20 protein-coding genes are annotated in these 20,900 nt (G+C 59.8%); 5 read left to right on the forward strand and 15 right to left on the reverse strand.

The genetic code is table 11. The annotated features are described in order from the left end of the window. Positions 1 to 197: 197 nt before the first annotated feature. Positions 198 to 1,109, forward strand: a complete 912-nt coding sequence (locus AB9N64_RS01095; protein WP_014718151.1) for a LysR substrate-binding domain-containing protein — start codon at positions 198 to 200, stop codon at positions 1,107 to 1,109. Between the two features lie 213 nt (positions 1,110 to 1,322). Here AB9N64_RS01095 and argE read toward each other — a convergent pair whose 3' ends face one another. The 4 genes from argE to AB9N64_RS01115 are packed head-to-tail and all read right to left on the reverse strand — an operon-like array spanning position 1,323 to position 4,919. Then, the gene (gene argE, locus AB9N64_RS01100; protein ID WP_014718152.1) at positions 1,323 to 2,468 is read right to left on the reverse strand and encodes an acetylornithine deacetylase; all 1,146 of its coding nucleotides are present in this window, start codon (positions 2,466 to 2,468) and stop codon (positions 1,323 to 1,325) included. Beyond that, positions 2,465 to 3,142, reverse strand: a complete 678-nt coding sequence (locus AB9N64_RS01105) for a DUF1028 domain-containing protein (RefSeq protein ID WP_014718153.1) — start codon at positions 3,140 to 3,142, stop codon at positions 2,465 to 2,467. Before AB9N64_RS01105 ends, argE begins: the two co-directional genes overlap by 4 nt. Before the next feature lie 11 nt (positions 3,143 to 3,153). After that, complete coding sequence (locus AB9N64_RS01110; protein ID WP_014718154.1) at positions 3,154 to 3,564, reverse strand: RidA family protein; 411 nt, start codon at positions 3,562 to 3,564, stop codon at positions 3,154 to 3,156. A 23-nt stretch (positions 3,565 to 3,587) separates the two neighbouring features. Then, positions 3,588 to 4,919: an NAD(P)/FAD-dependent oxidoreductase gene (locus AB9N64_RS01115; RefSeq protein WP_161981182.1), complete on the reverse strand. Its 1,332-nt coding sequence runs from the start codon at positions 4,917 to 4,919 to the stop codon at positions 3,588 to 3,590. Between the two features lie 178 nt (positions 4,920 to 5,097). On the opposite strand from AB9N64_RS01115, the gene AB9N64_RS01120 reads away from it, so the two are divergent. The 4 genes from AB9N64_RS01120 (at position 5,098) to AB9N64_RS01135 (ending at position 9,249) form a co-directional block, all read left to right on the forward strand. Beyond that, entirely contained in the window at positions 5,098 to 5,688 is a 591-nt protein-coding gene (locus AB9N64_RS01120) for an antibiotic biosynthesis monooxygenase (RefSeq protein WP_060767285.1), read from the forward strand. Beyond that, positions 5,685 to 7,523: an amidohydrolase gene (locus AB9N64_RS01125; RefSeq protein WP_014718157.1), complete on the forward strand. Its 1,839-nt coding sequence runs from the start codon at positions 5,685 to 5,687 to the stop codon at positions 7,521 to 7,523. Before AB9N64_RS01120 ends, AB9N64_RS01125 begins: the two co-directional genes overlap by 4 nt. Before the next feature lie 29 nt (positions 7,524 to 7,552). Then, positions 7,553 to 8,170: an isochorismate family cysteine hydrolase YcaC gene (gene ycaC / locus AB9N64_RS01130; RefSeq protein ID WP_003191905.1), complete on the forward strand. Its 618-nt coding sequence runs from the start codon at positions 7,553 to 7,555 to the stop codon at positions 8,168 to 8,170. A gap of 197 nt (positions 8,171 to 8,367) precedes the next feature. Further along, a complete protein-coding gene (locus tag AB9N64_RS01135; RefSeq protein WP_014718158.1) occupies positions 8,368 to 9,249 on the forward strand; it encodes a LysR family transcriptional regulator in 882 nt (293 codons plus the stop codon). Here the strand turns inward: AB9N64_RS01135 and AB9N64_RS01140 are convergent. From AB9N64_RS01140 to AB9N64_RS01190, 11 genes are all read right to left on the reverse strand, one after another. Continuing rightward, a complete protein-coding gene (locus AB9N64_RS01140) occupies positions 9,236 to 10,273 on the reverse strand; it encodes an AraC family transcriptional regulator (protein ID WP_102666987.1) in 1,038 nt (345 codons plus the stop codon). The two genes, AB9N64_RS01135 and AB9N64_RS01140, sit on opposite strands and share 14 nt — an antisense overlap. 1 nt (position 10,274) lies before the next feature. Then, the gene (locus tag AB9N64_RS01145; protein WP_371359858.1) at positions 10,275 to 11,189 is read right to left on the reverse strand and encodes a GGDEF domain-containing protein; all 915 of its coding nucleotides are present in this window, start codon (positions 11,187 to 11,189) and stop codon (positions 10,275 to 10,277) included. A 620-nt stretch (positions 11,190 to 11,809) separates the two neighbouring features. Then, positions 11,810 to 12,229, reverse strand: a complete 420-nt coding sequence (locus tag AB9N64_RS01150; RefSeq protein WP_371359859.1) for a tail fiber assembly protein — start codon at positions 12,227 to 12,229, stop codon at positions 11,810 to 11,812. 13 nt (positions 12,230 to 12,242) lie between these two features. After that, the gene (locus AB9N64_RS01155; RefSeq protein ID WP_371359860.1) at positions 12,243 to 13,385 is read right to left on the reverse strand and encodes a hypothetical protein; all 1,143 of its coding nucleotides are present in this window, start codon (positions 13,383 to 13,385) and stop codon (positions 12,243 to 12,245) included. Then, positions 13,385 to 13,960 (reverse strand): YmfQ family protein, encoded by a 576-nt coding sequence (locus AB9N64_RS01160; RefSeq protein ID WP_371359861.1) that lies wholly within the window; start codon positions 13,958 to 13,960, stop codon positions 13,385 to 13,387. The genes AB9N64_RS01155 and AB9N64_RS01160 overlap by 1 nt, the downstream gene beginning before the upstream one ends. Continuing rightward, positions 13,957 to 15,027, reverse strand: coding sequence for a baseplate J/gp47 family protein (locus AB9N64_RS01165; protein ID WP_371359862.1), 1,071 nt, complete (start codon positions 15,025 to 15,027; stop codon positions 13,957 to 13,959). The genes AB9N64_RS01160 and AB9N64_RS01165 overlap by 4 nt, the downstream gene beginning before the upstream one ends. Before the next feature lies 1 nt (position 15,028). Further along, positions 15,029 to 15,379: a phage GP46 family protein gene (locus tag AB9N64_RS01170; protein ID WP_138739430.1), complete on the reverse strand. Its 351-nt coding sequence runs from the start codon at positions 15,377 to 15,379 to the stop codon at positions 15,029 to 15,031. A 76-nt stretch (positions 15,380 to 15,455) separates the two neighbouring features. Next, positions 15,456 to 15,998 carry a phage baseplate assembly protein gene (locus AB9N64_RS01175; RefSeq protein ID WP_338741501.1) on the reverse strand — a complete coding sequence of 181 codons (543 nt, stop codon included), beginning with the start codon at positions 15,996 to 15,998 and terminating at the stop codon, positions 15,456 to 15,458. Beyond that, on the reverse strand, positions 15,998 to 17,131 hold the full coding sequence (locus AB9N64_RS01180) for a phage baseplate assembly protein (protein WP_371359863.1): 1,134 nt from the start codon (positions 17,129 to 17,131) through the stop codon (positions 15,998 to 16,000). Before AB9N64_RS01180 ends, AB9N64_RS01175 begins: the two co-directional genes overlap by 1 nt. Further along, on the reverse strand, positions 17,115 to 18,485 hold the full coding sequence (locus AB9N64_RS01185) for a DNA circularization protein (RefSeq protein WP_371359864.1): 1,371 nt from the start codon (positions 18,483 to 18,485) through the stop codon (positions 17,115 to 17,117). The genes AB9N64_RS01180 and AB9N64_RS01185 overlap by 17 nt, the downstream gene beginning before the upstream one ends. After that, on the reverse strand, positions 18,482 to 20,899 hold the full coding sequence (locus tag AB9N64_RS01190; protein WP_371359865.1) for a phage tail tape measure protein: 2,418 nt from the start codon (positions 20,897 to 20,899) through the stop codon (positions 18,482 to 18,484). Before AB9N64_RS01190 ends, AB9N64_RS01185 begins: the two co-directional genes overlap by 4 nt. Position 20,900 lies beyond the last annotated feature (1 nt).

Here is a 20,900-nt window from a genome sequence, read left to right on the forward strand (position 1 = left end):
GGGCACCGCTTTGTTGTTGGAGTGATCATCTGCAATGGGCGCAGGCAGGTAAATTAGTAAGTTTGTTGCTATAGACCTTAAAAAAAGTATCTCGTGAGGTTTTTTGCTCCGGTATGTTGCATGCACGTCAATGGCTTGAAAAACCGGTGTTTCTGCGCACTTGTTTGGGGCAAAAAACCACGTTTAGAGAGGTGCCGATGGCAGCCTATAACCTGCGTCAGCTCAGATATTTTGTGACCACGGCCGAATGCGGCAGCGTTGCCGAGGCGTCGCGCAAGCTGTATATCGCCCAGCCGTCGGTTTCCACAGCGATCAAGCAACTGGAAGACAGCTTTGGCGTGCAACTGTTTATCCGCCATCACGCCCAGGGCGTTTCCCTCACGCCCAGCGGCGCGCGCTTTTATCGCAAGGCGTTGGAGCTGTTGCGGGTAGCCCATGAGTTCGAGCAGAACGCCCTGGCCGATAACGATGTGGTGGCCGGGCAGATTGACATCGGTTGTTTTGAAACCGTGGCACCGTTGTACTTGCCACGCTTGATCGCCGGTTTCAAGGCGCGCTGGCCGGGCGTGGAGATCCGCATCCGCGATGGCGAGCAGCAGGAGCTGGTGCAGGCGCTGACGGCGGGCAGTATCGACGTGGCGATGCTGTTTGAGCACGACCTGGGCAGCACCATCGAGACCACGCCGCTGATGCCGCCGCAACAGCCCTATGCGTTGCTGCCGGCCGACCACCGCTTTGCCCAACAGGCCAAGGTGTCCCTGGCCGACCTGGTGCTGGAGCCGATGATTTTACTGGACGTGTTGCCCAGCCGTACCTACTTCGTGAGCATCTTCGAAGAGCGCGGGCTGACCCCGAATATTGTATTTAGCTCGCCCTCCATCGAAATGGTGCGGGGCATGGTGGGGCGGGGGTTCGGGTTCTCGATCCTGGTGACCAAACCGTTCAGCGAGTACACCTATGATGGGCAGAAAGTGGTGTGCATTCCCTTGGTGGAAACGGTCACGGGGTCGGGGTTGTCCGCCGTCTGGCTACGCCGCGCACCCTTGACCAAACCGGTGCAGTTGTTTGTCGACTACTGCCGCGAAGAGTTGGCGCGACTACTGGGCTGAACACCAAACCCCAATGCCGATCAGTTAAGCGAACACAGTGCTCAACGCAACGAAGCTCAAAGGTGGGAGCTGGCTTGCCTGCGAAAGCGGTCGTGCAGTAACCGATGCAGTGATTGACACACCGCCTTCGCGGGCAAGCCCGCTCCCACAGGGATTTGCGCTTAACTGATCGGCATTGGGGCTGGCCCCTCCCACATAGGTGGTGCGATATCTTCAGGTACTGATAAAGCCTAGCAACCGCTGCAACATCGCATCGCAGCCATCGAGCTGCTCCAGGCTCACAAACTCATCGGGCTTATGCCCTTGGTCCATGCTGCCTGGCCCGCATACCACGGTGGGAATACCCACCGCATCGAACAGCCCGCCCTCGGTACCAAACGCTACGGTGCCGAATGCCTGCGAGTCGCAAAACGTCGCAATCAATTGCGCCGCCTGGCTGCGCTCATCCGTGACCAGCCCTGGGTAGGCCGACAACTCGGTGAACCGAATCGAACTCTGCTTGCTGACCGCCTGCATGCGCGGCAACACCTGCTGCCGCGCGTAGGCCTGCAGCTCTTCAGCTACTTCGCCCGGGTCCATGGAGGGCAGGGCGCGCACCTCAAAGTCAAAGCGGCAGTCGGCCGGCACGATATTCAAGGCCTTGCCGCCGTTGATCATGCCGGTCTGTACCGTGCTGAACGGCGGGTCAAAACGTGGGTCCTGACGCGCGCGCAGCCGTTGGCCAATGCGCCCCAGTTCACCGATCAACTCGGCGGCGTGTTCAATCGCATTCACACCCGAGGGCGCATAGGCCGAGTGGCACGCCTGGCCCTGAACATCGCAGCGCATCGCCAACTTCCCCTTGTGGCCCAGCACCGGCTTGAGCTCGGTCGGCTCGCCGATGATGCACAACATCGGCTTGACCGGACGCTGTTCAAGAACGGCGAGCAGCGAGCGCACGCCCAGGCAGCCGACTTCCTCATCGTAGGACAGGGCGATGTGCACCGGCAGGCGCAATGGCGCCTTGACCAGCGCTGGCACCAACGCCAGCACGCAGGCGATATACCCCTTCATGTCGGCGGTGCCGCGCCCGAACAGCTTGCCGTCGCGCTCGGTCAGCGTGAACGGCGGCAGGCTCCAGGGTTGCCCATCCACCGGCACCACGTCGGTATGCCCCGACAGCACGATACCTGGTAGTTCCACCGGGCCGATGCTGGCAAACAGGTTGGCCTTGCTGCGTTGCGCGTTGTAGACCAGCTCGCTGGTGACGCCAAGCCCGGCCAGGTAATCGCGCACATACTCGATCAATTGCAGGTTGGACTCGCGGCTGGTGGTGTCGAAGCCCACCAGGGTTTCCAGCAGGTCGCGGCTGCGGCTCATCGGTCGTCTCCGGCCACACCGTAGCCGGGGGAGCGGTCGGGGGCGAGGGCGCGATCGATATAGTCCTGCACCTGTGGGCGGTAGGCATCCCAGAGTTTTTGCAATTCGCCAATCGGCGCCTCGTCGGCCCAATCCACGCGCAAGTTGATAATCGGCCAAGTCAACTCGCCCACCACCACCAGCGCGGCGGAGTGCACCGGGCCGGCTTCGCCACCGGCGGCGATGGCGGCATGCATCGCGGCCAGTAGACGGTCTGCGAGCTGGCCTTCGCCCTGTTCGAAGGCCGTGACCATCGCGGTGATCACTTCAGGGGCGGCGAGCATATTGCCCGCCGCCACGCATTGCTCGCCCGATACCGCGTGATGGGTACCCAGGGTCTGACTGCCGCTGAAATGCACGCTGCGGCCCAGATGGTCAATCGCCGTCAGTTGCCGGTACTGGCTGTAGCCGTTGCGGGTGAGCGCTTTATCGACGGCGTCGGCGGGAGCCAGGCCCTGTTCCAGCCCGTCGAGGACGTCAGGGCCGAGGGCCGGCAAGGTGATGTTCTGGGTCGACACGGCGCCCACACCGGGCCGCAGCCACGGGCAGCGGGCGCCCACGGCGATGCTCGATGAGCTGATGGCAATGCCCAGTTGGCCGGTCTCTGCACAACGGCCGACGATAGAAAAGGTCATGGCTAGCCTCCTTACTCTGGAATAACCGCGATCACATCAATTTCCATCAGCCACTGCGGCTGGCCCAGGGCCGAAACCACCAGCCCGGTGGAAATCGGGAACACGCCCTTGAGCCACTTGCCGACTTCCTGGTACACCGGCTCGCGGTAGCGTGGGTCGATCAAATAGGTGGTGGTCTTGACGATATGGCTGAGGTCGCTGCCGGCTTCTTCCAGCAGTTGCTTGACGTTCTTCATCGCCTGCTCGGCCTGGGCCCGTGGGTCGCCGAGGCCGACCAGGTTGCCGTCGAAATCAGTGCCCACCTGGCCGCGTACGTACACGGTGTTGCCGGCGCGCACGGCCTGGCATAGGTCGTTGTCCAGGCTCTGGTTGGGATAGGTTTCTTTGGTGTTGAACATGCGAATGCGAGTGTGAGTAGGCATCAAAAAACTCCTGGGAAAAATGATCAGGCGCTGACAGGGGACTGGCGGGCAACCGGGGCGGCTTCGCGGTACTCAAGGTACTGACGCTGGATGGCGATATGGTCGGCCACGTATTTGGCGTCGTGCCACACGCCCCAGATAAACGACGAGCCACGCCGCGATTGCCATGGCAACCCAAGGAAGTAGATGCCCGCTTCGCTGGAGACACCGCGCTGGTGTTGCGGCTTGCCAGCGGCGTCGAAGGCGTCTACCTGCAACCAGCTGTAGTCCACGGCAAATCCGGTGGCCCAGATGATCGAAGTGATGCCAGCCTCCGCCAGGTCCAGTGTCAGGATCGGCTGCTTGATGCATTCAGCGTCGGGGAACACGCGACGTGCCTCGGGCTCCAGGGGCAGGTCGAGGCCGTTGCGCTCGATATAGGCGTCGGCCGCATCCAGCAAGGCCAGGTAGTTTTCATCACCGCGCGCCAGGTTCTCCACCAGGTTGGGTTGGAACGTTGCCACCGTGCCGTCGAAGGCGTGAGTCAGGCCGACCAGGGTCATGCCTTGCTGGGCCAGCTCGCGAAAGTCGATGGTCTTGCCGCCGTGGGCGCCACTCACGGCAATGGTGACGTGCTCGCGGCCGGGTTTCATCGCCGCCTGGTCCCACTCGCCCAATACGCCCAACCACCAGCAGAAGTCGCGGTTGCGATAGGCGCGAGGAGGGCGGTCATGGGCGCCGACCGACAGGTACACCTGGCGACCGGAACGCTGCAATTCATCGGCAATTTGCACCCCGGACGAGCCGGCGCCCACCACCAGCACAGCGCCGGCTGGCAGTTGCCCAGGGTTGCGATAGTCGGCGGAATGGATCTGGTGCAGCGCGGTGTCTTTAGGCGCGATAGCGGGAATCACAGGCTTCTGAAAGGGCCCGGTGGCGGCTACCACGCGGTTGGCTTCGATCACGCCTTCGCTGGTGTGCACGGTAAAGCCGGGGCGCCCCTCGTTGCGTACTACTGAGGTGACGTCCACGCCGGTGCGGATCGGCGCGTTGAATTTACGGGCATAGGCTTCGAAGTAATCGGCGACGCGCTCTTTGGGTGCGAACCCATCGGCGGGGACGTCATCGAAATGCAGGCCGGGGAAGCGGTCATGCCAGGCCGGGCCGTTGGCGACCAATGAGTCCCAGCGGCCGGTGCGCCAGCGCTCGGCAATACGGCTGCGTTCCAGCACCAGGTGCGGCACGCCTTGCTTGCTCAAATGCTCGCTCATGGCCACACCAGCTTGACCTGCGCCAACCACCAGCGTGTCTATTTTTGTTATCGCTACAGTCATGTCTCTATCCTTGCGTAATGCAGTTGGATTCAGCTCGGGCATGACGTCAAGTTAGGCGGCGGGGGGGTATTAATAAAATATTATTAAGTTGGGAAGTGAGCATAAATATCGGATGCAGAGCCGGCGAATGCCTGCCAGACAGCACATACATGCAATTCCCCACACCTGCCAACCGGCCACACTCTCCCCATCGCTCAATGCTCCGGGGAAACACCCAGCCATGGAATCAACCGCCAACACCCGCCCCGACGAAGTCGTCACCCTGGTCGTCAAGCACCGGGTCAAACCCGGCTTTGAAGTCGAGTACGAAGCCTGGCTGCGCCGCATCGTGCGCATCGCGGGCGAACGCCCTGGGCACCTTGGCGTTGACGTGGTGCGCAGCCAGCAAAACGGCATGGCGCTGTTCACTTGCGTGCTGCGCTATAGCTCCACCAACGCCCTTGAGCTGTGGCTCGGCTCCCCGCAACGCCAGGCCCTGATCGACGAAGCCGCGCCGATGCTGGCGGATGGCGACCAGACGGAAATCGGCGCGGCCAATGAATTCTGGTTCACGCCCCAGGCCGATGGCGGTGCCAAGCCGCCGCGCTGGAAGCAGGCGGTGGTCAGCCTGTTTGTGATCCTGCCGCAAACCCTGCTGCTGCCGTTTATCTGGGGGCCGATCCTGCGGTTGCACCCGTTTTTGTCCAACTACGTGGTCTCCACCTTCCTGGTCACCCTGACCATCGTGTTGCTGGTGGTGTACCTGCTGATGCCGGCGGCCACCCGCCTGTTCGCTCCCTGGCTTGAAGCCTCTGTAAAGGAAACCCTATGAACGCCGATCTGATTCTGTTCAATGGCCAGTTCCACACCGTGGACCGGGAAAACCCACGCGCCACCGCCGTGGCCATCCACCAAGGGCGCTTTGTCGCCGTCGGTACCGACGGCGAAGCCATGGCCCTGCGCGGCAGCGGCACCCAAGTCATCGACCTCAAGGGCCGCACCGTAATTCCCGGCCTCAACGACTCGCACTTGCACCTGATTCGTGGCGGGTTGAACTACAACCTTGAACTGCGCTGGGAAGGCGTGCCGTCCCTGGCCGATGCCTTGCGCATGCTCAAGGACCAGGCCGACCGCACGCCCACGCCGCAATGGGTGCGCGTGGTGGGCGGTTGGAACGAATTCCAGTTCGCCGAAAAGCGCATGCCCACCCTGGAAGAACTCAACCAGGCCGCCCCGGACACCCCGGTGTTCGTGCTGCACTTGTACGACCGCGCCTTGCTCAACCGCGCAGCCCTGCGGGTGGCGGGCTACACCAAGGACACGCCGAACCCGCCGGGCGGTGAGATCGTACGCGACAGCAACGGCAACCCCACCGGCATGCTGGTGGCGCGGCCCAACGCGATGATCTTGTACTCGACCTTGGCCAAAGGCCCGAAACTGCCTTTGGAATATCAGGTCAACTCCACCCGCCAGTTCATGCGGGAACTCAATCGCCTGGGCCTGACCAGCGCCATCGATGCCGGCGGCGGCTTCCAGAACTACCCCGATGACTATGCGGTGATCGAGCAACTGGCCAAGGATCAACAGTTGACGGTGCGCATCGCCTACAACCTGTTCACCCAGAAGCCCAAGGAAGAGCTCAGCGACTTCAAGCACTGGACCGGCAGCGTCACCCTGCACCAGGGCGATGACTACCTGCGCCATAACGGTGCCGGCGAGATGCTGGTGTTCTCGGCGGCGGATTTCGAAGACTTCCTCGAACCCCGCCCTGACCTGCCGCTGACCATGGAACAGGAGCTGGAACCGGTGGTACGCCACCTGGTGGAACAGCGCTGGCCGTTCCGTCTGCACGCCACTTACGACGAGTCCATCTCGCGCATGCTCGACGTGTTCGAGAAGGTCAACCGCGATATTCCGTTCAATGGCTTGCCGTGGTTCTTCGACCACGCCGAAACCATCACCCCGAAAAACATCGAACGCGTGCGTGCCCTCGGTGGCGGTATTGCGATTCAGGATCGCATGGCGTTCCAGGGCGAATACTTCGTCGAGCGCTACGGCGCCAAGGCCGCCGAAGCCACGCCGCCGATCAAGCGCATGCTGGCCGAAGGCGTGCCGGTAGGGGCGGGCACCGATGCCACCCGCGTGTCGAGCTACAACCCCTGGACCTCGCTGTATTGGATGGTCAGCGGCCGCACCGTCGGTGGCCTGGAGCTGCACGCCGAGGGCTTGCCGCGCCTTACCGCATTGGAGCTGTTCACCCACGGCAGCGCCTGGTTCTCCTCCGAGCAGGGCAAGAAAGGCCAGATCAAGGTCGGTCAACTGGCGGATGTCGCCGCGTTGTCGGCGGACTTTTTCAGCGTCGAAGAAGAAGCCATCAAGTGGATCGAGTCGGTGCTGACCGTGGTCGGCGGCAAGGTCGTGTACGGCGCTGGCGACTTCGAAGATTTCGCACCGCCACGGGTACCGGTGCTGCCGGACTGGTCGCCGGTGGTCAAGGTGCCGGGGCACTGGCGCCCCACGTCGCCGATGCAGGCCCAGGTTCACCAGTGCAGCGGCCCCTGTGGCGTGCATGCCCATAGCCATGAAAAAGCGCGCCTTTCCAGCGTGCCGGTCAGCGACTTCCAGGGTTTCTGGGGTGCGTTCGGCTGCTCCTGCTTTGCCTTTTGAAGAACACCCCATCCCTAAAGGAGTTACCCATGACTTACAAGCGCTTGAACAAAGACGATGCTGTTGTTTTGTTGGTTGATCACCAGACCGGCCTGATCTCCCTGGTGCAGGATTTCTCCCCCAACGAGTTCAAGAACAACGTGCTGGCCCTGGCCGACGTGGCGAAGTTCTTCAACCTGCCGACCATCCTGACCACCAGCTTTGAAAGCGGCCCCAACGGCCCATTGGTGCCTGAGCTCAAAGAACTGTTCCCCGACGCGCCGTACATTCCGCGCCCTGGCCAGATCAACGCGTGGGACAACGAAGATTTCGTCAAGGCCGTCAAGGCCACCGGCCGCAAGCAAATCATCATTGCCGGTGTGGTGACCGACGTGTGCGTGGCGTTCCCGACCCTGTGTGCCCTTGACGAAGGCTTTGAGGTCTTCGTGGTCACCGACGCTTCCGGCACCTTCAACGAAACCGTGCAACAAGCCGCCTGGGCGCGTATGACCGCCGCCGGTGCACAACTGGTCAACTGGTTCTCGGTGGCTTGCGAGCTGCAAGTGGACTGGCGCAACGACATGGAAGGCCTGGCCAACCTGCTCTCGCCGCGCATTCCCAACTACCGCAACCTGATGAACAGCTACTCGGCGTTCGCTGCCAAGTAACCTGGTCGGTAAAACACCGCAAAACCCTGTGGGAGCTGGCTTGCCTGCGATAGCGGTGCATCAGTCAACAGCATTGCTGGCTGATACACCGCTATCGCAGGCAAGCCAGCTCCCACATTTGATTGTGTTCACATTTTGGTTTGTGGTGTGACCACTGACAGGCTATAAAACAGCCCATCGTCCCCTGAGAAGCGACAATGAACCCCTTCGAAGACATGCGCCTGTTCTGCCAGGTCATGGAATCCGGCAGTTTCACCGCCGCCGCCGAGCAATTGGGCTTGTCCAAGCAATTCGTCAGCCGCCGCCTGATCCAACTGGAAGACCGCCTGGGCGTGCGCTTGCTTAACCGCTCCACACGGCGCCTGGACGTCACGCCGCTGGGCCAGAGTTACTACGAGTCGGCCTTGCGCCTGCTCGGTGAGGTGGAACAAGTGGAGCAGGGCATCGCTGGCCAGAACAGCGAGCCCCGAGGCACCATTCGCCTCAGTGCACCCTTGTCGTTCGCCATGGCGCACCTGGGTTGCCTGTTGCCGTTGTTTCTGCGTCAGCATCCGCAGGTCTGCGTTGAAGTTGACCTGAGCGACCGCCCGGTGGACTTGATCGGCGAAGGCTACGACCTGGTGCTACGCATCGGCACGCTGGAAGATTCCACCCTGATCGCCCGACGGATCGCCGCTATCGAGCGGGTGTATTGCGCCAGCCCCGACTACCTGGCGTTGCGGGGTACGCCTTCGAAACCCGAGGACTTAACCACGCACGACTGCCTGCCCTACGGCCACGGCCGCCAGGTGCAATGGCGCTTCAAAGGCAAGGTGCAAGCCTTGAGCGTCAGTGGGCGCATGCGCGTCAATAACGGTGACCTGCTGCGCGATACCGCGATTGCCGGTCTGGGCGTTACCTATCTACCGACGTTCATTGTCAGCGAGGCCTTGAAGGACGGTCGCTTGGTCAAGGTATTGGAAGACTTCGCCCCAGAGGCCTTGACCCTGTCGGCCGTGTACCCGCAGCACCGACAGAGTTCACGCCCGGTGCAAGCGCTGGTGGAGTTCCTGCGCGAACGCCTCGCTAGCGGCTGCTGAACAGTTGGCGGATCAGGTTGGGCGTGCTGCCCGTCCACCGCTTGAACGAACGCCGAAAATTCGCCGCATCGTTGAAGTTCAGGTACGCCGCGACTTCCTCGTTACTCAAGCCCTTGGTCAGGTACAGGTGCAAGGCCACATGCTTGCGCACCCGGTCGACCTGTTGCTGAAAACCGGTGTCGTGCCGTTGCAACTTGCGCTTTAGCGTGGCCGGGCTCATGGCGAAAATGTGCGCGGCCTGTTCCAGGCTGGGTGGTTGGCGCACATGTTCGCGCAGGTAGGCATAGAGGCAGTCCAGAAAACTTGTGGCAAAGCCCAGTTGCTCGATTTGTTCAAGGGCTTGCTGGCGCGCGACCTGGCCCGCCGTGGCCGAAGCGCCCGGCCAGTTGTGGGTGAGGTATTCACGGGGGATGCACATCATATCCAGCGGGCGTTCGAAGCGCGTGTGCTCGCCCAGATGCACCCAGTATTGCTCGACATACCGAGGTTCGGCATGGTTGAAACTGCACACCCATGGCAAGCGCTCGCCGCTGAGCCATTGGCTCATGGCAACCAGCGAGGTCATGCTGGCTTCGAGCAGAAAGCGCCAGTGTTCGCCGGCGCCGCAACTGTCCAACCAATACAGGTAAGCGTGGTGCTCATCCAGTTCCAGTTGCAGCGTAGCCAGCGGGCTGAGCAGCACTTGTTGCTGGATCAGGATGTCCAGGGCCTGATGAAGGTTCTGTGCATGCCCCAGCGCATGGCTGGCGGCGCCGTAGTAGCCGGGCAGCAGGCGTTGGCCAAACAGGAAACTGCTGTCATCGGCGTCCAGTAGTTTGCGGCTGTTGCCGATCAAGCCCAGAAACTGTTGCGGGCTCAACCGCGCGTTGCCGGCCAGGATGTCTTCGTGGAACAGGCCGGTGCCCCGCAGCAGGCGATGGCTGTCGATGTCCCGGGACAAGCCCAGGTCGATCAACGTGGCGGGTTGATAGTGACCGGGGATGAAGCGGCTGTCGTTTTCATACCAGCTGGTTTTCACGGCCATTTCAGGCGCTTTTCGCAAGGGGTTGCTTGGCCCGGGCCAGGCTTATATTCAGCCGTTTGAGCAGCTCGTGGGGTGACTCTTGCAAGGCCATTACCACCGCCGTGGTCGCCGCCAGTTGCAGGCGTTCGCCCTGTTGCCGGGTCTTGTGGGCCAGGCTCTGCACCGCGTGTTGCAACTCCAGCGCCAGGCCCTGGGCCTGACGCTCGCCGGTATTGGGCAGCAGCACCACGAAACGATCGCCCGCCAGGCGGCACAACAGGTCTTGGCGGCGCAGGTTGAGCAGCAGCACGTGGCTGACCGCCTGTAGCACCGCATCACCCTCGGCATGCCCGTAGACCTGGTTGATGGTGGCGAAGTTATCCAGGTCCAGGGCGAGCAACGACAGTGGTTGTTGCTGCGCTTGGCTGTCGCGCAGGCTGTCGGCGAGTTGGCGCTTGAGGTAGTCGGCGCCGGCCAGGGGCGTGAGTTTGTCGAATAGCCGGTGCTCGCGAAACAACCGCTCGCGTTTTTCCATTTGCGCGCTGATCGCCAGTTGTTCGTGGTGCCAGTGATAAATGCCAATCGTCAGCAGGATCATGCCCACCGGCATTGGCCCTGACTCCAGCCAGTGGTCCCAGGACACGCTATCAGGCAGGCGGATGAATTCGTCGAGGCTGTCGATCCACCAGGAAAAAAAGATGCACGACAGCCCCAGCGCCAGGTATTGGGTGACCCGTCCGGCGGGGCGGCTTTTCAACACCAGGCCCAGCCAGATCAGCGCGAGCAGCGCCGAACCGCCTTCGCCGATGATATCCAGCCATACCCATTCGCTGACGCTCTTGAGCTCGCCGCAGGCCAGGTGCAGGAGTAGTCCGAGGTTGGCGGCGATCAGGAGCAACGCGAGTTTCCAGCGGTGGGGTTTGAGCACGGAAAACATGGCCACGGGTCCTTGGGCAAATGAGTAATGGGCGCCAGCACAGCAGATGGATGTGACGGTTGGATGACGGGCGGGGAGGGTCGAATCAGCTCATGCCCTTGGCACATTTTTCAGCTGAACATAGATCCCATGTGGGAGCTGGCTTGCCTGCGAAGACGGCCTGGCAGCCGGCCTCTATCTATCTGACGGTCAGCGTTCCAAATGTGGGAGCTGGCTTGCCTGCGATGGCGACCTGACAGGCGACACTGTTTATACCGAGTACATATCCATTCCTGCGGTAACGGCCACTTAGGGTTCCGCTTTTACAGCGGCTCACTTTTGAAAAGCGCAAAAGTAAGCAAAACGCTCTTGCCCCACCACTCGGCACCTCGCTTGGGCTCGGTGTGCCCGTAATCCGCCAGTGATTTGGGGGGCCGCCGCCACGCGCCATCCATGGCGCGGGGCGGCTAAACCGGCATCCCTGCCGGTTTACCCCCCAAATCCCTGTCGAATTCCGGCCAGCGTGGTTTAACGGGGCGTCTGAGATCAAAAGCAGATCAAGAGCAAGATCAAGATCAAGATGTAAGCGCGCGCCGGATTTGGCACCGCTTAGCGCAAAAATTGGCACCGAGGGTGGCGTCTCATTCGGCGGGATTTTGCAGTTCGTTTGGCACCGTAGGCCAGTCAATGTTCTGCGGGAAGCCATCCTGCTGCTGAATCCGGTTTAGAAGCATGCGGTAGCGCTTCCACGCTGTTAACTCAGCGTCTTCATCAGCCGTAGCCTCTCCAATCTCGACGGCATCCTGTAGCGGGGCCATTCTTGCCGTTGCAACGCTCAGCAGTCTGTCACGACGTCTAAGCGCTATCTCCTCATCTGTCGGACCGACACTGGGTATAAGGACAGGTAACCCGTCCGCTCCAGGACCGACCGTACCGTCGATAGTGGTCGTGAAAAGCTCGCAATACAGCTCCTTGCTGATCTCGACGGCGTCCTCGGGTATTGAGGTATTGAGTGAGTCGATATAGGCGCCATTAGTGGCTCCGCTGTAAAAGTATTTCATGGTGTTTTACCTGTTAGAACCCAACGCACCACCAAGATACGGCTGAGCCGCCGAGGGCCGAATTGGTTTCGTTATATGAGACATTAATCTGCGACAAGCTTACAAATTGTCCCGCCGATACGCGGCATGCGGCGGAGTCGCCAGAGACGCTACCGTAGAGCGAAGTCCACATTTGCAACGTTGTGGATGGGAACGTAAAAGGAAGGGACACGTTGGTTGCAGAACCATCGGTGAGAACGGCTGTTCTTCCCCACTGAATGATCAGACCGCCGAGCCATGTGGGGAACGCAATAAAACCGTTCTCAGTGAAGCTGGAGAGAAAGCCAGCACGCAACTTGCGTGGAGTAACAATTGTCGCGTTGTCAGTTCCGCTATTGGTCTGGTTTTGAGTTGCTATCGCCGCAGTGCCAGCGAAAATTTCTGTCGCCGCCCCCTTGTCAGCCTTGTTGGACAAGGCACTGTCTACCTGCCCCTTCGTGTAAGCATCACCGATGTTGTAGCCGGCAAGCGTGGAGGCCTTGCTCGCAAATGACTGCCCAGCCTCAGTTTTGGTGTAGGCGTCACTAATACCATAGGCCGCTAGGGTGGTCCCCTTGTCAGCCTTGCTGGACAAGGCACTGTCTACCTGCGTCTTCGTGTAAGCATCACCGATGTTGTAGCCGGCGAGCGTGGAGGCCTTGCTCGCAAATGACTGCCCAGCCTCAGTTTTGGTATAGGCATCGGTGATGCCATAGCCCGCCAGGGTCGTGGATTTGCTCGCAAAGGACTGGCCAGCCTCAGTTCTGGTATAGGCATCAGTGATACCGTACCCCGCCAAAGTTGTTGCACGATATGCAACAGGCGCAAAAGACTGATCAATTTCCGCTTTGGTATAACCATCGGAAATACCGTACCCAGCCAAGGTTGTCGGCTTTTTTGTTATGTTTGGGAATTCCGCTGCTTTACCTGCCAGGGCGGCAACAGCTTTCACTACTTGGCCGTCGTCGGCTACATTTAGCGCTGCACCTGATCCGTTGATCAAGTTAGTCAGCTCGCGCTGAATCGTATTGAGCCAACGAGCCGTGATCCGAGTGGCCGCGACACCCGCTGCCGGATTGCCTTCGGTGTATTCGCCGGACGCGTTTGCTGTATTAGTACTATCGCTGATCTTTTGCATTAATAGTCTCCATAACCGAACAGCAAAATAGATTCGGCGGGTTTCAGTTGGTTAAGCCGACACTCAAGAGGCTTATTGCCCCATGCCGCCAAGGGATCACCCGCGCTCGCGGTTCCAGCCCTGGCACTGCTGGTGGTCACAGCCGGTGCGTTGATACGCCAAGCAAAATTCCAATCCCCTCCGTTGAGGGAATCGCCAGCACGCGCCATACCGGCGTTGGCGGGCCTGAACGTTGTGATCGTAATGTCGTAGCCCATGGACTTTGCCAAAGCGATAAAGAAAGCCTTGCTCTGGCCCGCACGACCTTGCAGCTTGCTTACAACCGCCTGAACTCGCTGCCCTACTGTTTGCGACTGATCGATTAAGCATGAATCTGGAAGCGCCAATACACGCTCCCAATCGGACAATCCTTCTCCCGTATCGGGAAAAATCGCGTTGTAAATTGAATTGGCCTGTTCTTCCGCCAGAATCATGGCGTTTGCTTCGGCTTCAATAGTTGCTGACAGATAGGGCGCAGTCCCATCGTAGGAAACCGGAGGGAGTAATAACCGAAGCTGGTCCGCGAGCGTCGTCATGCCATCAATCCCAACGTGATGGTGCCAGGGCGAATCCAGCCGATGAGCGCTGGATTATCTGATGCGTTGACGTTGCCAGTTGGAGCAGTTACGACGCGATCCAGAACACCGGCCAAGTTGTTTATCATTGCCTCAATCTGGGAGCGCTTGAGAGCTTCACCCGGCTTTAAAGCACCCGCGAGCATGGTGTAGGCTTTCTGCGCGGCAGCTTGAACATCAGACATTGAGTAGCCAGAAGCCAACTCGATATTCGCGGCCGCGTTGACGGTACGGATGGTTGGGGCATAGACCCAGACATCAGCGATGACCGAGCATTGTTCCTGTAAGTGCGCCAAACAGGCGGCGATGACTTCCGCCGAAGGTAGTCCGGTACTTGCTGTGATAACCACGTCGACGGTCCCTCCGCCTCGGCGCCGAGGGATTACCAGGGCTTCGGACACCCCATCAACCTCCAGAGCCCAACGGCGAAAGTCGTAAGCAGCACCTCCGGCCGGAGGCGTTTGGATAATGTCTAAAAAGCGGGCGAGCAGAGATTCGACTGCCTCTTGATCATCACCGCCAGCAGTTTTACCGATGAATGCCGCAGACGAATCCATGCCCAAGGGTGGGCTGGTAAGAATCAGGCCTCCCGTAAGATTGTTGACTGCCACACCAACTTTCTGTGCTTCAACCAATACCGAAGCGGTGCCATTGACACCAAGTTTCGCGCCAGCTTTGGCAGTGAATTGCTCGCCCGTGACAACGTGCCTCATGGTCGCGCCCACTAACAACTCGACACCCGGCGAGCCCTTCAATGCAACAGTGCCGGTGGCAGCAACAGCGTCTTTTCGCAAAACGCCTCTGAGTCCGGCCGCATGAAGAAGCTCTTCCTCATCGGCCGTGTCAGGGAAGATTTGGCGGTAAAGCCAGGCTAGCTTCTGATACAGCCCTTCAATGGCCGACGCCACAGCGGCTGACCGAACATAGTTGTCGCTGTCCGGACCAATATCAGCTTCGGCCTGAAGGTTGCGAATATCACGGAGGATGCCCTGCAATATTGTGTCGAGGGCGGGAGCGGTAAAAGCCATATCAGTTCACCCTTACAGGTTGGCGAAACACCTGCGGATTGCCGGTAGCGTCGGTGATGTCAATTTGCAGGTTGAGCCAGCCGTTGTGAGGCTGTTCAACGGTGATTGTGATGCTCTGGGCGCGGCCGTCATCGAGCAGCGGCTGGAGTGCCTGCTCGGCGTACTGCTTGGCGAGCTTGCCAACCCGTGGCAGGTCTTTAGAGCGTTTCAGTTCGTGCAGGCGGGAGCCCACGGTGGTGTCTTTCCACCAGGTGCCGAGGGGTGTAATGAGGCGGATGTAAACGGCGTTGCCCAGCGTATAGATACGCTGGCCCGTCAAGTCGCCAGTAGTTGGGTTTATGCCTGCGTCCATAGGCTGGCATAGTGACGTGCACGCAAAAGACGCCGAGTATCAGCGGGGTTTAAGAATTTCCCTGGGGGCTTTCGGCTTACTGCTGTTGACCTGGTACTGGACCGCCCCCGTGGTTATGCCCGTTATAGATAAGCCGATCTGCCTGCATAGTCCGGGTATGGTCCGCGATATCTCCCGCTGCTTTAACGTCCTCGCTCATTTCGACCAGGGGCGTTTCAAAACGCACCTTGGTCGAGGCCCTGACCACCAATGTGTCAGTTTCGATTTCAATCAGCCGACCACGCTTCATATGGATGTAGTCGCCCTCATCGGTATATAGGGCCACCTCGCCATCCTTGATCACGACCCGATAACGTCCGTCCTCACTGGCCACGACGACCGTGTGCTTACTATTGCCGCCTACAGGAATCGCGATAAATTCAGCACCAGGCAGCGGCCCCGAGGTGAACCCATAGTGTTGCATCAGTTCGCCGGAAACCGACTCGCCCGCAAGCCCTTCCATTTCAATGCCAATCAACGTGCCATGGGTATTACGTGCCGCCGTACCTCGGAAGGCCTGGCGAATGTTCCCCACCACTCTACTGACCTGCTCGCGCACCAGGCGCGCCATATTGCTCATCATGCCCCCCTGATGATTTCGATGAATGCCGCGTCCGGGTTGGCTTTCTTGCCCTTGCGCTTCTTGGTGGGGTTGCCGTCCAGCACCCACATTTTGTCTTCACGCAACCGCAGCTCGGTGATAGGCCCGTCACTCCGAGTCAGGCGCAAGGTGCGGGCCATCAGAAAGTAAGTCGCATCCAGCCCATGGGGCTCACTACGCACAATGACCCGCTGGCCCGGGTTCCAAACTTGGCCGTTGTCGGCACGGTGGCCCATGACCACGGCTCGAATCTCGAAACCCTCCAGGCGACTGTCCGCCAACAGCTTACGGGCACGGGTGGTAGCCATGTCCTGGTTCTCGCTGGAGCTGTCGATCACCACCTTCGGCCGGAAAATCCCACGGCGGGCCAGGGTTTCGTCCTGGATGACTGAGCGCAGGTGGGAGCGTTTGGTGTCGAGGCCGTCGTTGTCATACTGACCGTGCTGGCCCAATACAGTGATCTGGCTGTATCGGTTGGCGATAGAACGCCGCACACTGAGACGCTGCACGTTATTGCCGACGCCGTCTTCCCGCATGATCAGTGTACTGACTGGCGCGGCGTTGTAGTCCGGCCCGCCGATGATCAGGCGGCCGTCAGGCTCTACCCAGGGCCACAGGCCGTTGGCTTCGGCAACCTGGAGCAATGCCTCCCAGGCGCTTTGACCTGGTTCAATCTGAACGCGGCGCCTGGTCTTGGCCTGGGCGGCGCGGATTTCTATTTGAGTAATGCCCAGCGGCTTTACGACTTGGTCCAGGATCTGCGCCAGCGAAGCTTCGCGCATCGATACGAACGGTGCGGAACAGTCGACCAGGGGCGCCGCACGGTCCCGCCCGGTAATACGCATAGAGATACCCTGACGGGAGATGTCGTGTTCGAATTCGTCGACCTGGCCGGTTAGTACGCGGTCCTTGCCCAAGGTCAGCGAGCAAGGCGCGCCCTCGGCTAATACGCTAGGCAAGCGGGTGGCGTCTTTGGTGTACAGCTCAAGTTCGAAACCGTCAGCAGCGGTCAACAGATCGGACTCAACCGACCAGCCGTCCCATTCTTCATGCGCCAGGCCACCAATGGACAGACGTATAGACTCGTCCAGCACGTTACTTGGCGTAGGCACGCAGCACCTCCCCGGCCTGAATGTTATGTGGAGTTTTCAAGCTGGGATTGAGGCGGATCAGCTCGGCGGCGCGGGTATGGTCGCCGTACCAGCGGTGGGCCAACAGATGCAGGCTAGCAGGCGTCTCAACCACTCGTTTCAGCAACGGCGGACTTTGCAGAATGACTTGGCGGGCGCGGGCCTGGATCAACGCGGCGACATTGCGCAATGCCTCAATGATCGGAAGAGCGGTTTCCACGTCGTAAAGGTGACGTTGAAGCAGAATGGATGACTGGACCAGAGAGCGCACCAGGTTAACCAGGCCTTCCAGTTCTAATGGACTCAAGGTCGGCGTATCGGCTTCGTCCTCGATGATGGTGGCCACCGCCTGGGCGTGAGCAAGCGCCAGTTCGGTGATGACCAGGACGACCAGAGCGAAACCGCTAGCGGCAACTGGATCATCTGGCATGCCATCAGGCAGCAGCACCAAGACGCTACCTGGAATGGTTGGCGCGCCATCGATCAGCGGGCCGACAGTGGTAGCCACACCCTGGCGCGCACCGATCAAAAAGCCCGCGCCTGCACGCGCTGCATCTGCCGGCAGGCTCGCATTACCTGGCAACGTAGCGGGCACACCAGTACGAGTAAGTAATGCTGTTGACGAGCTAGGTGTACTGCCCTGGACTGCATCCCGGATCTCTGACGGGGTACGCATCAGATCGACCAGGGGATCAAACGCCCCTGACGGACGCTTGGCCATAGACCCAACACCGGACACCACGCCGAGGATCTGAGAGCGCAGTTGTTGCAGACGTAGGCCAATGCCAGGTAGGCCCAGGGCCTTTTCGATCAGCCCCACCCAGCCTCCGCCAATCCACGACTGGATCTCGCCGACCAGGGAGTCAATGCGGCCAAACAGATCGAAGATGCCATCCTGCCAGCTATATTCATCCTCCAGCCCCAATACGCCAATGTCGACGAACTCGAATTGCCGGTCGAAGAATGGAGCGTCGGGCGTGTCCTCAACAAACACTATGCTGATCTCGGCATAATCCGGCCGGTCGGCGCTGTGCTTCACCTCGCCAGTATTGCTGACGACATTCATGCTGCCATAGATCGGGTGGATCAGTTCGCCCGTACCTGGTGTGTTCAGGGTGCGGAGGATGTTCTGGAGTTCGATCTCATAATTGACGCCGAACACGACCACTTGCATGGGGATGCGACGCGCACCACGGCCCAGGTCTTTGACCCGGTCGCCATCCTTGAAAGGCGTCCCATGCTCGGACAGCGCGCGTTGCCATTGCAGGCTTTCGCTTTCTACCTGGAGCGGGACGCCGCGAAAAGAGGCGTCCAGCAGGTTCTCTGCCCAGCTCATCCGCCGCGCCTCATCTGAATGTCAGTTCGACGCTCGACCTCGGCCTGGATCATGCGCGAATCAGTACGCACTTCGATGACCAGCGGCTGGGTGAGCAACGAACGGAGGCGTTCCTCGGCGGCTTGTGCGGCAGGATTGGCACCGATTGCACCTGGTGCGGAGCCGTTGCCGGTAATTCCTGGAAAGCCGGCCATGCTGCCGCCCGACAACGGGTTAGCCAGGCGTTGTGCCTGGTCAGCTAACCAGGTCGAAGGCTGGCTGTTACCGGTTTGCGACATCATGTCCCGCAGGCGTTGCTGTGCTGTGAAGGTGTTGGCACCCGCAGCCAGGGCACGACTGGCGATGCCCTGGGCCCAAGTGTTAGCGCCGTCGATGGGAAGGCCCGCAGCTGTCAGGCCGGTTTCATGGTGCGCCAGGCGCTGGGCCTCTGAGGACAGCCAGTCAGATGACTGGTCGGGATTCCTGTCGGCCAGGGCCATGCGGTTGCGGTAGAAGGACGCCTGGTACGTTCGCTGATCATCGTTAAGCAGCTTGCTGCGCTGGGCAGCATCGAGGCGACCTTCATCTGTGGCCGTCGCACTTGCCCCGCCGATCTGCGTGGCCGTCGCAGCTAAAGCCAAGGGGGCTAGCCACGGGGTGATAAAACCACCTGGCTTCCCGTTGCCTTTACCGGAACTGGGACCATTGGGCAGGTCGGGACCGCTGCCAATACCGAGGGGCGTACCAGCAGGCCAGTTGGTGACGAACACCGAAGTGACGCCGGTAGCTTCCTCAAGCACCTTGCCCACGGCGATGTTCTTCAACGTCTCAGGGCCGCCCATGAACTTATTCAGCAACGCTCCTGCACCAGCCTTGGCACCGCGTCCGGCGTAATAACCGCCAACGCCCAAAGCTGCACCACCCGCCAGCATTTGCTCGCCGGAAAGATTCAAGTCATCGAGCAGGTAACTGCCGAGGTCTGCAAAGCCCTTGTTCAATGGCTTCGCCATACGGTCGATAGCCTCGCCCAGGGTGGCCTTCATTCGAGAACCGACGGCAGTCGAACTGCTCATGTTATCGGCCAAATCCTTTTCTATAACACCCTTGGCGTTATTGATATCACCAGTACTTTTCGCAAAGTTTTCCAGTCGGTCACCAGTCAGGAAAGCTTTAACTCCCTTCTGCGTGTCCTGATCCATTTTTCCAAATACCACACCCATGAATCGAGCGCGATCTTTGTCGTTATTAAACGATTTATATTTGCGCTGTAGATCAAGAAATACATCCTGAGTATTCCTTACAGACTTATCTTTATTAAAAAACTCCACGCCAGTATTTTTCGTAACGCTTTTGCGGTAGGTGTCGTTGTTGAATGTACGTAAAGTCGATTGCGCCAGCGTACCCAAACGATCAGGCTCAAGCTCAATTAGAGATAATGTTTCAACAAACGAAAGAGACTGAGCCATGGACATGCCGGCGGACTTGGCATCCTGTCCCACTTTGGGAAAAATACTTGAAAGGTTCTCAAGTTCAGCGTTACCCAATCGGCCCGCTACGATCATTTTTTGAAGGATGTCTAAAGCGGCGTTTGGCTTGGAGAGGTCGATATCAAAAGCACTTGCTCCAGTTATAAGTGCTTTAGCCAGAATCCCAGAATCGGCCCCAGTAACTGCTGTAGCTTGAGCGATAGCACCGGAACTTGCCTTCGCCTTATCGTAGGATAAGCCACTTGCAATCAATGTATCGAAACCTGTTTGAACTTGCTCACGCTCAATACCGTAGGTTTTTGCTAGTCGCCATTGTTCACCACGCCACTCTTCACGCTCTTCGACAGACATACCCGCAGTCTGTTGAGTACGTATAAGCTGACGGTCCAGCTTGGCACTTGATGTAACGCCTGACGCAACACCAACGCCAACCCCCAGCCCAGCCAGTTTCCCTTGCATACTGCCGCCCAGGCCTTTGAGGCGATCAAACTCCTGACGCACACCCATCGCGATGGTTTTCAAAGTGCGCAGGCTGCGACCGCTGTTCTGCGCCATGCGGCGGAAGGACGCTTCTGTCTTATCGACGCTCTGACGCAAAGGCTGCACACCTTGCCGGTCGGTACTCTGCAACTCAGTTTTTGCATCTCGTGCAGCCTTGCGAGCGGCGTTGGCCATATCCTTGAGTTCGGCAGTTGTCTTGCTGACCTCGATGCGCGTGCCGGAACCAGCCGTAGCGGTTTCGCGCATTGCTGCACGGATGACTTTATAGCTGTTGGCCCCGACCTGGCCGACCTTGGTGATGGCAGAAGACGCCTTCCAGCTTTCATCGGCCAGAGCCTTGGCGCCTTCCTTGCCAGCCTTGCGCAGGTCACGGTTGATCTGCTCGATCTCGCGGCGGCTGTTGCCTGCATGAGCCTGGAAACGGAGCGCGACGCGCAAATCGGACATG

This window comes from Pseudomonas sp. KT_2_4 (genome assembly GCF_041410225.1).
Lineage (GTDB): Bacteria > Pseudomonadota > Gammaproteobacteria > Pseudomonadales > Pseudomonadaceae > Aquipseudomonas > Aquipseudomonas paracarnis.

Coding starts and splice junctions, on each gene's coding strand:
- argE (WP_014718152.1), bottom strand. CDS start 2,468: ATGAGCCGCAGCCGCGACCTGCTGGAAACCCTGGTGGGCTTCGACACC.
- AB9N64_RS01115 (WP_161981182.1), bottom strand. CDS start 4,919: ATGCCCGAGCTGAATCCAACTGCATTACGCAAGGATAGAGACATGACT.
- AB9N64_RS01160 (WP_371359861.1), bottom strand. CDS start 13,960: ATGACGACGCTCGCGGACCAGCTTCGGTTATTACTCCCTCCGGTTTCC.
- AB9N64_RS01175 (WP_338741501.1), bottom strand. CDS start 15,998: ATGAGCAATATGGCGCGCCTGGTGCGCGAGCAGGTCAGTAGAGTGGTG.
- AB9N64_RS01095 (WP_014718151.1), top strand. CDS start 198: ATGGCAGCCTATAACCTGCGTCAGCTCAGATATTTTGTGACCACGGCC.
- AB9N64_RS01155 (WP_371359860.1), bottom strand. CDS start 13,385: ATGCAAAAGATCAGCGATAGTACTAATACAGCAAACGCGTCCGGCGAA.
- AB9N64_RS01185 (WP_371359864.1), bottom strand. CDS start 18,485: ATGAGCTGGGCAGAGAACCTGCTGGACGCCTCTTTTCGCGGCGTCCCG.
- AB9N64_RS01125 (WP_014718157.1), top strand. CDS start 5,685: ATGAACGCCGATCTGATTCTGTTCAATGGCCAGTTCCACACCGTGGAC.
- AB9N64_RS01135 (WP_014718158.1), top strand. CDS start 8,368: ATGAACCCCTTCGAAGACATGCGCCTGTTCTGCCAGGTCATGGAATCC.
- AB9N64_RS01110 (WP_014718154.1), bottom strand. CDS start 3,564: ATGCCTACTCACACTCGCATTCGCATGTTCAACACCAAAGAAACCTAT.
- AB9N64_RS01145 (WP_371359858.1), bottom strand. CDS start 11,189: ATGTTTTCCGTGCTCAAACCCCACCGCTGGAAACTCGCGTTGCTCCTG.
- AB9N64_RS01140 (WP_102666987.1), bottom strand. CDS start 10,273: ATGGCCGTGAAAACCAGCTGGTATGAAAACGACAGCCGCTTCATCCCC.
- AB9N64_RS01165 (WP_371359862.1), bottom strand. CDS start 15,027: ATGGCTTTTACCGCTCCCGCCCTCGACACAATATTGCAGGGCATCCTC.
- AB9N64_RS01190 (WP_371359865.1), bottom strand. CDS start 20,899: ATGTCCGATTTGCGCGTCGCGCTCCGTTTCCAGGCTCATGCAGGCAAC.
- AB9N64_RS01170 (WP_138739430.1), bottom strand. CDS start 15,379: ATGGACGCAGGCATAAACCCAACTACTGGCGACTTGACGGGCCAGCGT.
- AB9N64_RS01150 (WP_371359859.1), bottom strand. CDS start 12,229: ATGAAATACTTTTACAGCGGAGCCACTAATGGCGCCTATATCGACTCA.
- AB9N64_RS01120 (WP_060767285.1), top strand. CDS start 5,098: ATGGAATCAACCGCCAACACCCGCCCCGACGAAGTCGTCACCCTGGTC.
- ycaC (WP_003191905.1), top strand. CDS start 7,553: ATGACTTACAAGCGCTTGAACAAAGACGATGCTGTTGTTTTGTTGGTT.
- AB9N64_RS01105 (WP_014718153.1), bottom strand. CDS start 3,142: ATGACCTTTTCTATCGTCGGCCGTTGTGCAGAGACCGGCCAACTGGGC.